This window comes from Roseovarius sp. (genome assembly GCF_018066915.1).
Lineage (GTDB): Bacteria > Pseudomonadota > Alphaproteobacteria > Rhodobacterales > Rhodobacteraceae > Roseovarius.
The window spans coordinates 1-11,671 of sequence record NZ_JAGPVV010000070.1; the positions used below are offsets into that span (position 1 = coordinate 1).

The 11,671-nt window shown below is 61.6% G+C and carries 10 protein-coding genes; 7 read left to right on the top strand and 3 right to left on the bottom strand.

Features of this window, described 5'->3' with window-relative positions:
* The 6 genes from KBT70_RS04340 to KBT70_RS04365 all read left to right on the top strand — a co-directional run.
* The coding region (locus KBT70_RS04340; RefSeq protein WP_296629231.1) for a phosphoserine transaminase at positions 1 to 986 on the top strand (986 nt) is incomplete at its 5' end.
* An 87-nt stretch (positions 987 to 1,073) separates the two neighbouring features.
* Positions 1,074 to 2,669 carry a phosphoglycerate dehydrogenase gene (serA, locus tag KBT70_RS04345; protein WP_296629234.1) on the top strand — a complete coding sequence of 532 codons (1,596 nt, stop codon included), beginning with the start codon at positions 1,074 to 1,076 and terminating at the stop codon, positions 2,667 to 2,669.
* A 234-nt stretch (positions 2,670 to 2,903) separates the two neighbouring features.
* Positions 2,904 to 3,764, top strand: coding sequence for a LysR family transcriptional regulator (locus KBT70_RS04350; RefSeq protein WP_296629236.1), 861 nt, complete (start codon positions 2,904 to 2,906; stop codon positions 3,762 to 3,764).
* A gap of 51 nt (positions 3,765 to 3,815) precedes the next feature.
* A complete protein-coding gene (locus tag KBT70_RS04355; protein ID WP_296629238.1) occupies positions 3,816 to 4,535 on the top strand; it encodes a metallophosphoesterase in 720 nt (239 codons plus the stop codon).
* Between the two features lie 90 nt (positions 4,536 to 4,625).
* Positions 4,626 to 5,801, top strand: a complete 1,176-nt coding sequence (locus KBT70_RS04360) for an acetyl-CoA C-acyltransferase family protein (protein ID WP_296629239.1) — start codon at positions 4,626 to 4,628, stop codon at positions 5,799 to 5,801.
* An 86-nt stretch (positions 5,802 to 5,887) separates the two neighbouring features.
* Complete coding sequence (locus KBT70_RS04365) at positions 5,888 to 8,050, top strand: response regulator (protein ID WP_296629242.1); 2,163 nt, start codon at positions 5,888 to 5,890, stop codon at positions 8,048 to 8,050.
* Here the strand turns inward: KBT70_RS04365 and yaaA are convergent.
* The 3 genes from yaaA to KBT70_RS04380 form a co-directional block, all read right to left on the bottom strand.
* Positions 8,035 to 8,799, bottom strand: a complete 765-nt coding sequence (gene yaaA / locus KBT70_RS04370; protein ID WP_296629244.1) for a peroxide stress protein YaaA — start codon at positions 8,797 to 8,799, stop codon at positions 8,035 to 8,037. The two genes, KBT70_RS04365 and yaaA, sit on opposite strands and share 16 nt — an antisense overlap.
* Before the next feature lie 32 nt (positions 8,800 to 8,831).
* Positions 8,832 to 10,868 (bottom strand): DNA helicase RecQ, encoded by a 2,037-nt coding sequence (gene recQ, locus KBT70_RS04375; protein WP_296629248.1) that lies wholly within the window; start codon positions 10,866 to 10,868, stop codon positions 8,832 to 8,834.
* A 79-nt stretch (positions 10,869 to 10,947) separates the two neighbouring features.
* Positions 10,948 to 11,235 (bottom strand): YggT family protein, encoded by a 288-nt coding sequence (locus KBT70_RS04380; RefSeq protein WP_296629250.1) that lies wholly within the window; start codon positions 11,233 to 11,235, stop codon positions 10,948 to 10,950.
* A gap of 128 nt (positions 11,236 to 11,363) precedes the next feature.
* Between KBT70_RS04380 and KBT70_RS04385 the strand changes: the two genes are divergently transcribed.
* The coding region (locus tag KBT70_RS04385; protein ID WP_296629253.1) for an acyl-CoA thioesterase at positions 11,364 to 11,671 on the top strand (308 nt) is incomplete at its 3' end.

Sequence of the window (11,671 nt, forward strand, 5' to 3'; positions counted from 1 at the left end):
AACTGCTGGGCATCCCCGACGACTATCTGATCGGCATCGTTCCCGGCTCCGATACCGGAGCTGTTGAGCTGGCGATGTGGAATATGCTGGGCGCTCGCCCGGTGACGGTCGCTGCATGGGAAAGCTTCGGTAATGTCTGGATCCAGGACGCCGTAAAACAGCTCAAGCCTGCCAATCTGACGGTTCTTGAAGCCGATTATGGTGATATTCCTGATCTGACCACGATCGACAAGGGCGACGATATTGTCTTCACCTGGAACGGAACAACTTCAGGCGCGAAAATTCCCGATACCGACTGGATTGCCGACGACCGTGAAGGTGTGACGATCAACGATGCGACCAGCGCCGTCTTTGCCCAGCCGATGGATTGGTCAAAGCTCGATGCCACGACCTATAGCTGGCAAAAGGTGATGGGATCGGAAGCCGCGCATGGCATGCTGATCCTGAGCCCGCGCGCGGTGGAACGGCTCGAAAGCTATACCCCCGCATGGCCCCTGCCCAAGATTTTCCGCCTGACCAAGGGCGGCAAGCTGATTGACGGCATATTCGTGGGCGAGACGATCAACACCCCCTCGATGCTGGCGGTCGAGGATTACCTTGTTGCGCTCGATTGGGCGTCGTCTGTGGGCGGTCTGACGGGCCTGCAAGCGCGCGCCAATGCCAATCTGGCGGCGGTCGAGGAATTCGTGGCGCAAAACGATTGGCTTGCGTTTCTGGCGGCTGATCCGGCGATCCGCTCTAACACCTCGGTGTGCCTCACGTTCAAAGATGCACGGATCACCGATGGCGCGGTGTTTGCCAAGGCAGTTGCCAAGCGGCTGGAAACAGCGGGTGTTGCCTATGACATCGGCGCCTATCGCGACGCACCTGCCGGTCTGCGGATCTGGTGCGGTGGCACGGTCGAGACCGCCGATGTGGCGGCGCTGATGCCGTGGATCAAATGGGCGTTCGAGACCGAGATCGCAGCACTGTCCGTATCGGCGTGATCCCGATTTCTTGAAAAGAAATCGATCCGGACTCTGTATCAAGAGTCCGGGTCTCCCCCTCAAGATTTTCATTCAAGGAGCCCTGCAATGGCCCCCAAGGTTCTCGTCTCTGACAAACTCTCTGAAACCGCCGTCCAGATCTTTCGCGATCGGGGCATCGAGGTGGATTTCCGCCCCGAACTGGGCAAGGACAAGGATAAACTCGCCGAGGTCATCGGCGAGTATGATGGCCTCGCCATCCGCTCCGCGACCAAGGTCACGGAGAAAATCCTTGCCAATGCGCACAAACTCAAGGTGATCGCGCGCGCGGGTATCGGCACCGACAATATCGACAAGGAAGCCGCCTCCAAGAAAGGCGTGATCGTGATGAACACGCCCTTTGGCAACATGATCACGACCGCCGAGCATGCGATTGCAATGATGTTCGCCGTGGCGCGGCAAATCCCCGAAGCCTCTGCCTCGACCCATGCGGGCAAATGGGAGAAGAACGGCTTTATGGGGGTCGAGCTCTTCAACAAGACCCTTGGCGTGATTGGCGCGGGCAATATCGGTGGCATCGTCTGTGACCGGGCGCGTGGCCTCAAGATGAAGGTGATCGCCTATGATCCTTTCTTGGGTCAGGAAAAGGCCGACAAGATGGGTGTGGAAAAGGTCGATCTTGACGCGTTGCTCAAGCGGTCCGATTTCATCACGCTGCATGTGCCGCTGACCGATCAGACCCGCAACATCCTCAGCCGCGAGAACCTCGAGAAAACCAAGAAGGGCGTGCGTATCATCAACTGCGCGCGTGGCGGTCTGGTGGATGAGCAGGCCTTGGCGGATCTGCTGAAATCCGGCCATGTCGCGGGTGCCGGCTTTGACGTCTTCGCCGAGGAACCGGCGGTTGAAAATCCGCTCTTTGGCCTGCCCAATGTGGTCTGCACGCCGCATCTTGGGGCGGCCACCACAGAGGCGCAGGAAAACGTGGCCCTGCAAGTGGCGGAACAGATGTCGGACTATCTCCTGACCGGGGCTGTCACCAACGCGCTCAACATGCCGTCGGTGACGGCAGAAGAGGCCAAGGTGATGGGGCCTTGGATCAAGCTGGCGGATCATTTGGGCAATTTCATCGGTCAGATGACCGACGAGCCGATCAAGGCGATCAACATTCTCTATGACGGTGTCGTCTCCGAGATGAACCTTGGCGCGCTCACCTCTGCCGCTGTGGCGGGGATCATGAAATCGGTGAACCCCGAGGTCAACATGGTCTCGGCCCCCGTTGTGGCCAAGGAGCGCGGTGTCAAGATCAGCACCACCAAGCAGGACAAATCCGGCGCTTTTGAGGGATATATCAAGATCACCGTGGTCACGGACAAGCGCGAGCGGTCGATTGGTGGCACGGTGTTCAGCGACGGCAAGCCGCGCTTTATCCAGATCAAGGGCATCAATATCGACGCCGAAATTGGGCGTCACATGCTCTATACCACCAACGAGGATGTGCCGGGGATCATCGGCACATTGGGGATGACCATGGGCGACCACGGCGTCAACATCGCCAACTTTACCCTTGGCCGCGCCGATGCGGGTGGCGAGGCGATTGCGCTCCTCTATGTCGATGCCCCGGTGCCCGAGGCCGCGATCAAGGCGTTGCATGCCACAGGCAAGTTCCAGCAAATCCGTGAGTTGAAGTTCGACGTGAGCTGAGCGCCATTCAGGCGGCAAAAGCCGCATCGTTCCATACGTCTGACCGCCGCCTCGCATCCGCCGGGCGGCGGTTTTCTGTCTTGCTGAATCTTTGGGCAAAAATTTCTTGAAAGCGCCTTTCGCCGATCTAAAACCACTCGATGCTTGCCCGTTTTCTTGGCGCGGGCGGCTCTACGATCAGGATAATCTGCCAGACATGCTGTCTTGAACCCGATGGATTTTGCAAAGTTTGACATGAACCTTTTGCGCGTTCTTGACGCGCTGCTTATTACCCGTTCCACGACCCTTGCGGCGCAACAGGTGGGTCTGTCCCAGCCCGCTGTGTCTTCTGCGCTTGGGCGTTTGCGGCAGGCGTTGAACGATCCACTTTTTCTGCGCGAGGGGCGGCATCTTGTGCCCACGGATTATGCGCAGTCTCTCGCACAACCCGTGCGCGCCATTCTGGCCGAAGCCGAGGCGCTTCTGGCGCGACCAACGAGCTTTGATTCCGCGCGGTCAGAGCGGCATTTTCATATCTTGGGGGCGGAGTTCTGGGGCGCGCATCTCTTGCCAGAGGTGATGGCGCATCTGGCCTCCGAGGCGCCCGGTGTCACCCTCTTTTGTGCCGCCATGCCCGGTGCGGACCCCACGGAGGCGCTCTTGCTCAAACGGGCGGATCTGGCACTTTGCCCGATGTGCGATCTACCGGATTGGGCGGCTGCACAGCCGCTCTATCGTGCGGGTCCGGTGCTACTGGCGCGGCCTGATCATCCGCGCTTGGCCGAGGCAGGGATTGCCCCCGGTGATACGGTCCCCCTAGGCTTGATGGCAGACCTGCCGCGCGCGGATTGTGCTGCCGCCCCCGGAAATGGACACGGGCGGGCGGTGATCACGCTGCCTGATCTGCACACGCTGGCGACCCTCTTGGGGCGCACGCCGCTGGTGTCGATCCTGCCCCGGCCCTTGGCCGAGCATCTGGCCGCGCGGCAGGGTCTGGCCGTCTATGCCCTGCCTGATCCATCCCCCGCGACCGAGGTTGCGATGATCTGGCATGTGCGGTCGCAAAATGATCCGGCTCACCGCTGGCTGCGCGAGCGTTTGGCGCATAGGCACTGAAGGGCGCGGGAATCGCTGGACATCCGGCGTTCGCAGGGGTTCAACGGGGCCATGACCGATCCAATCTATGCCATTCCCGATATTCATGGGCAGGATGCCTTGCTCGATGCCGCGCTTGACCTTGTGGCGCGCGACGGCGGTGCAGACGCGCGCATTGTCTTTCTGGGCGATCTGGTGGACCGGGGACCGAATAGCCGGGCCGTGATCGACCGGCTGATGACCGGACAGGCCATGGGCCGCCCCTGGACCGTGCTGCGCGGCAATCACGACCAGATGTTTGTCGATTTTCTCGATACGGGCGTGATCCACTCGGATCATATCCGCTCTGGCTTGTCGTGGCTACATCACCGCTTGGGTGGCGCCACGACGCTGGCCTCGTATGGGCTCGACGTGACCGAAGACGTGACCAAGTGGGAAGCCGCCCGTCGTGCCGTGCCGCAGGCGCATCGCGACTGGCTGGCGGGCCTGCCGCTCTGGCAAGAGGTGGGCGAGGTGCTCTTTGTCCATGCCGGTATCCGCCCCGGTCTCAGCTTGCCCGCCCAAGACCCCGCGGATCTGATGTGGATCAGAGATGGGTTTCTGGATCACGAGGCCCCGCATCCTTGGCTTGTCATCCATGGTCACACCGCGCTCGAGATGCCCACCCATTTCGGCAACCGCATCGACCTTGATGGTGGCGCTGCCTATGGTCGCCCGCTCTGGCCGGCGGTGTTTGAAGGGCGTGAAGCGTGGCTATTGACGGAAACGGGCCGAATTGCGCTCTGTCCCTGAGAAACAAGTGCTCTGACCGCACGTCTCCGTTGCTAATCCAGCCGCCCTGCCGCTAGGTTCATGCCAAAGCAACCCGGGGGGAGGATACCCATGACAGACATCGTGATTCTGGACGGCTGCCGCACGGCGATTGGCACTTTTGGTGGCGCGCTTGCGGGCACACCACCCACAGCCCTCGGGGCCATCGTGGCGCGCGAGGCACTGGCGCGTTCTGGTGTCGAGGGTGGGCAGATCGGTCACGTGGTCTTTGGCCATGTCATCAACACCGAACCGCGTGACATGTATGTCAGCCGTGTGGCGGCGATGGAGGCGGGAATTCCGGATACGGCACCGGCGATGAACGTCAACCGCCTCTGCGGCTCTGGCGCGCAGGCGATTGTTTCGGTCGTTCAATCCCTGATGTTGGGCGATGCCGATTTCGGCCTTGCGGGCGGGTCCGAGAATATGAGCCGCTCGCCCTTTATCATCCCCGACCAACGTTGGGGTGCCAAGATGGGCGATGTGAAAACGCTCGACATGATGCTGGGCGCGCTCAACTGTCCCTTTGGCACCGGGCATATGGGCGTCACCGCCGAGAATGTCGCGGCGGAACACGGGATCAGCCGCGCGGATCAGGATGCCTTTGCACTCGAGAGTCAGCGGCGCGCCGGTGTGGCGATCAGCGAGGGGCGCTTCAAATCCCAGATCGTGCCGGTCGAAGTGCGCATAAAGCGCGACATGGTGGCGTTTGACACCGACGAGCATCCCAAGGCGACCACCGCCGAGGCGCTAGCCGGTCTCAAGACCGTGTTCCAGAAGGACGGCACCGTGACGGCCGGTAATGCCAGCGGCATCAACGATGGCGCCGCCGCCCTAGTGCTGGCGCGTGCCGATGCCGCAGAGGCGGCAGGTCTCAAGCCGCGTGCGCGTATCCTTGGCTATGCCCATGCCGGCGTGCGCCCTCAGGTGATGGGCATTGGCCCGGTGCCTGCGGTGGAAATGCTGCTCAAGCGGATCGGCCTGACAGCGGCGGATTTCGATGTGGTGGAATCGAACGAGGCCTTTGCCGCGCAGGCGCTTGCGGTCAACAAGGGGCTCGGTCTTGATCCTGCCCGTGTCAATCCCAATGGCGGGGCCATCGCGCTTGGCCATCCGGTTGGGGCGACGGGGGCGATCCTCACTGTCAAGGCGCTCTACGAGTTGGAGCGGACCGGGGGCAAGCGTGCGATCATCACCATGTGCATCGGTGGCGGTCAGGGGATTGCCCTGGCGATCGAGCGTCTCTGAGCAGGTATTTTCAGCGGCCTTAACCGCTTGTTCACGACGATGCCGGATGGTGAGGCGATCACGATCCGGCATGTCGGAGAACGGGCATGAGCCTTGCGAACAAACTGGCAGAGGAACGGCGCGCCAGACTGGCCGCCGAACGCCTGTTGGAACAGAAACAGGCCGAATTGCAGGCCGCAAATCGCAAGCTGGGCAAGCATGCCTTGGCCCTCTCGCATGAGATTCATGAGACACGGGCAGAGGTTCAAACCGTCCGTGACGAAAATCAGCGAGTCAAATCCGATCTGAATGACGCCTATCAAAAGGTCGAGATTGCCGAACGCCGCCTTTGGCATTCGATCGAGACGATCCAAGACGGGTTCGCCTTTTTTGACGCCGACAGCCGGATGATTGCCGCCAACAATGCCTATCTTGCGGTTTTTGACGGGTTAGAGGCGGTCAAACCTGGCGTGAGCTATATCGAAATCCTGCAATTCATCACCGAAGAGGGGATCGTCAACATTGGCGGGCTGAAACCGCATGAATGGCGCGAAAAGATGCTGGATCGCTGGCAGAGCGCACAGCCCGAACCAGAGGTGATCCGCCTTTGGAATGGCCAGTATATCAAGCTGATTGATCAGCGCGGACATGGCGGCGATGTCGTTAGCCTTGCGCTCAACATCACCGACACGATCCGGTATGAAAAGGAACTCAAGGATGCCCGCCGTCGGGCAGAGGCAGCGAACCGGGCGAAATCATCTTTTCTCGCCAATATGAGCCACGAAATCCGCACGCCAATGAACGGGGTTGTCGGCATGGCAGAGCTCTTGATGGAAACCGAGCTGACCGAAGAGCAGCGGCTCTTTACCTCGACGATCAAGAACTCTGGCGAGGCGCTCTTGGTGATCATCAACGATGTGCTGGATTACTCCAAGATCGAGGCTGAAAAGCTGGTTCTGCACGCCGAACCCTTTGATCTTGAACGCTGCATCCACGAGCTAGTGACGCTGATGCAGGTCCATGCCCGCGACAAGGGGCTGGATATTCTGGTGGATTACGATCTCTTTCTGCCGACGCGGTTCGTGGGTGATCCGGGACGTATCCGCCAGATCATGACCAACCTTCTGGGCAATGCCGTGAAGTTCACGGAAACGGGTCATGTTCTGGTGCGGGTGACGGGCCTGCATCCCGATGCCGAGGGGCGGGCGAACATTCATGTCACGGTCGAGGATACCGGGATCGGGATTCCGCCGGACAAGATCGACCATATCTTTGGCGAGTTCAATCAGGTCGATGACGAGCGCAATCGCAAGTTCGAGGGCACGGGCCTTGGCCTTGCCATCTCGCAAAAGCTGATCCGGATGATGGGCGGTAAGATCTGGGTCGAGTCCGAGCCGGGCAAAGGGTCGATCTTTGGCTTTTCGGTGTCCCTGCCCATGGCGGAGATTGGTGACACAGACGTGCCCAACCTGATCAACGGTCCGTACCGGGCGCTGATCGTCGAGCCGCAGGCAACCAGCCGCGCCATTCTGGAGCGGCAATTGGGCCAGTTGGGGATCACGGCGGTCACTTGCCAGAGCGCGGCAGAGGCCTTGGCGCAGGTGGGTGCGGGGTTTGCTCTGGTGGTGAGCGATCACAACATGGTCGGGATGGACGGGTTGGAGCTTGCCGAGGCGCTGCGCGAGGCGGGGTATGGCATGCCCTTTCTGCTGCTCAGTCCCAACACCGGCTATGCAGAACAGGACCCGGCGCGCGTCCATGTGCAGGCGGTGCTGCAAAAGCCTGTGGCGCGGCAGGACCTCTTTGCTGCCTTGGCCGCGCTGATGCCCCCTGCCACCGCACCCAACCGCGCGATGCGGGTGCTGGCGGCTGAGGATAACCGCACCAATCGGCTAGTCTTTTCCAACATGGTCAAGGGGTTGGATATCGAGCTGACCTTTGCCGAGAATGGTCGCGAGGCGGTTGATCTCTTTCGTACTCTGGCACCAGACGTGATTTTCATGGATATCTCGATGCCTGAGATGGACGGCAAAGAGGCCACGCGCGCCATTCGCGCGCTCGAGGCAGAGGGCGGCGGCCATGTGCCCATCGTGGCGATGACCGCCCATGCAATGACCGGGGATGACACGGATATTCTAGCGGCAGGCCTTGATCATTACCTGACCAAGCCGCTGCGCAAGGAGATGATCCTTGGCCATATCCGGGCCGCATGCCCCAAGGGCGTGCGTGCGCCCGAGGGTGCGGCAGAGCCGGTTCAGGCGGCCGGATGATCGCGCAGGAACACCGGCTGATCGGGTTTCGAGAGGCTGGCCTCATGGCGATAGCCGCCGCTGTCGAATTCAAGGATTGCGTCGGGGTCTGTCAGCCGGTGCTGGATGATGAAGCGCGCCATCGCCCCGCGCGCCCGTTTGGCATAAAAGCTGACGATCTTTGGCGTGTCCGCCTTGTCCTCCATGAACACCGGCGTGACCACCCGCAGGCGCAGCGCAGCGCGGTCAACCGCCCCGAAATATTCCTCGCTTGCGCAATTGATCAGCGTGTCGGTGCCAAGCGTTTGGGCCTGTGTATTCAGAGCCTCGGAAATCCGCGCACCCCAATAGTCATAGAGCGTTTTGCCACGCGCGGTCTTCAACCTGCTGCCCATTTCAAGGCGGTAGGGCTGGATCGCATCGAGCGGGCGCAAAAGCCCGTAAAGCCCGGAAAGAATACGGAAATGATCCTGCGCCCAAGCCATTTCGTCCGGGTCCAGTGAACCCGCCTCGAGCCCCTGATAGGTGTCCCCGGCAAAGGCGAGCGCGGCGGGCTTTTCCTCCATCTGGCCGAACTCGGCAAAGCGGTCGGCATTGAGGCGCGCCAGATTCTCGCTGATATCCATCAGCTTTTGCAGATCACCCACGTTCAGCCCCTGTGCAACCCGCGCCAGATCCTCGGCCTCTTGGGCAAAGGCGGGGCGGGTGGGCGTGATCCCCTCGACCGGGGTCATGTCCAGTTTCTTGGCGGGGGAGACAACGACAAGCATGCAATGATCCTTTGGGTAACGCAGGCTGTGATCTAGGACGCGGCGTGCAGAACGTCCAGAAAGGCGGCGCCAAAACGGTCGGCATATTTCTCGCCCAAGAGGCGCTGCATTTCTTGCGCGGTGCGGGGTCTCTGGCTGGCCACCTTGGCAAGGAGAGCGGCAGAGCAACTGAGCGGGCGGTCAATGCCCGTTTCGCCCCGGCTCAGATCGGCCTGCACCTGCATCAGCCGATCGTAAACCTCGCCTGCGGTGCTGCCTGCCAGCTTGCGTCGGGTCGGATGCACGGTCGCGCTTGCTCCGGTGATCACTTCGAGGAATTCTGCGCCGTAGCGTTCCAGCTTCTTGGCTCCGACGCCGCTGATCCGGGCCATCTGATCCAGCGTTTCAGGCCGTGTTTCGGCCATTTCGATCAGGGTCCGGTCGTTGAAGACGATATAGGCCGGGACGCTCGCCGCCTCTGCCAGTGCGCGGCGCTTGGCCTTGAGCGCCGAGAGGAGCGGCGCATCCTCGTCAGACACGAGCGCGCGCACGGCGGGGCGGGGGATATGGTCGATCGTGTCGCGGCGCAGGGTCACGCCCTCTTCACCGCGCAGGATCGGGCGGGCGGTTTCGGTCATCACCAACGCGCCATGCCGTTCGCGATCCGGGCGAATGAGGTCGCGGCCCATCATCTGGCGAAACACGCCCTGCCAGCCGCGCTTGTCCATGTCGCGCCCCACGCCAAAGGTGGGCAGCGTCTCATGCCCGCGTTGGCGCACCTTGTCGGTCGCGGTGCCGGTCAGAATGTCGATGAGGTGGCCAGAGCCAAAGCTCTCGCCGGTGCGCAGGATCGCCGAGAGCGCCTTGCGCACCGCCTCTGTCCCATCAAACGTCTCGGGTGGGGTGTCGCAGAGATCGCAATTGCCACAAGGCGTCGCACTCTCTCCGAAATAACGCAGGAGCGTGGCGCGGCGACATTCCAGCGCCTCGGCCAGACCCAAGAGTGCGTTGAGACGCCCATGATCAGCCATGCGCCGGTCTGGCGGGGCCAAGCCTTCGTCGATTTGGGTGCGGCGCAGGCGGATGTCGTCGGGGCCAAACAGCGTGAGCGTTTCGGCGGGGGCACCATCGCGCCCGGCGCGGCCGATTTCCTGATAATAGCCTTCGATGGATTTGGGCAGGTCGGCATGCGCGACCCAGCGGATATCGGGCTTGTCCACGCCCATGCCAAAGGCGACAGTGGCCACGACGATCAGCCCATCCTCGCTGCTGAAGCGCCCTTCGACGATGCGCCTCGCCTCGGCCTCCATCCCGCCATGATAGGCGCAGGCGGAATGCCCGGCGTCCAAGAGCGCCCGTGCGAGGGTTTCGGTCTTGGCGCGGGTGCCGCAGTAGACGATGCCCGACTGCCCCTTGCGGGCGGCGGCAAACTCCATGATCTGCGCGCGCGGATTGTCCTTGGCGGCAAAGGCCATGTGGATATTGGGCCGGTCAAATCCCTGCAAGAAGGTCTGCGGCGGCTGTCCATCAAAGAGCTTTTCGACAATCTCGTCGCGGGTTTCGGCATCGGCGGTGGCGGTAAAGGCGGCAAGCGGCACGTTGAGCGCGCGCCTGAGTTCCCCGATGCGCAGGTAATCGGGGCGGAAATCATGGCCCCATTGGCTGACGCAATGGGCCTCGTCCACGGCGATGAGGCCCACACCGATGCGGCGCAACATACCGAGCGATGATCCTGCCGCCAGCCGTTCGGGGGCGATATAGAGCAGGCGCAGACGCCCCGCCTCCAGTGCCTGCCAAACCTCGGCGGTCTCTTCGTCGGTGTTGCCAGAGGTGAGCGCACCCGCCTCGACCCCCGCCGCCTTGAGCGCGCGGACTTGATCGCGCATGAGAGCAATCAGAGGTGAGATGACCACGGTCACGCCCTCGCGCATCAGCGCAGGGATTTGAAAACACAGGGATTTGCCACCCCCAGTGGGCATGATGGCCAGCGTGTTACAGCCGGTGGCGACGGTGTGAATGATCTCTTCCTGCCCCGGACGAAAGGCATCGAATCCGAACACATCGCGCAAAAGCATGGCGGCGCTTGGCATGAAACCCCTGCAAGTTTTGACTATATCTGCTCTTACAAGAGGTTTTTCATACTAAGATTAGGTGAACAAGCCCCGGTGATCAGTAAAACGCCGCGGCGTTGTTGATCAGCACGATCCGCAAGGCATAAACCGCCACCAGCACCACCAGTGGGGCCAGATCAATCCCGGACATGGGCGGAAGGATGCGGCGCACACGGCTATAAATCGGCTCGAGCAGACGATTAAGACCATACCAGACCTGCGCCACGAATTGCTGACGCAGGTTCAGAACCTGAAAATTGATCAACCAAGACATGATCACATGCGCGATGATGAAGAACCACAGGATGTCGAGAATGAGCATCAGGATCTGGAAAAGCGATTGCATGGGCGAATGTCCTCTGGGTCTGGCCGCCTATGACCTATGCAAGCGCGCGCCAAAGCGCAAGTCTGACGCGTGGTCGCGGTTGACGCGCCCCGACGCGGATGCCAAGCCGCCTGCGAAGGAGACCGAGCATGTATCCCGTACTGCGCCTGATGTGGCAATTCTACCTGCACCGCAAATCCCCGCGCCTGCCGCTGACGGGGACGCATGTGTCGCACCATATCTGCATGCCCTGGGACATCGACCTGTGGCGAGAGCTGAACAATGGGCGGACGCTCACGATCTTTGATCTTGGGCGGATACCACTGGCGGGGCGTGTGGGGCTGATTGGGGCGCTCAAGCGCAATCGCTGGGGTTTGGCGATTGCCGGGGCGAGTGTGCGCTATCGCCGCCGGATCACCATGTTCGAGCGGATCGAGATGCGGTCTCGGCTGCTGTC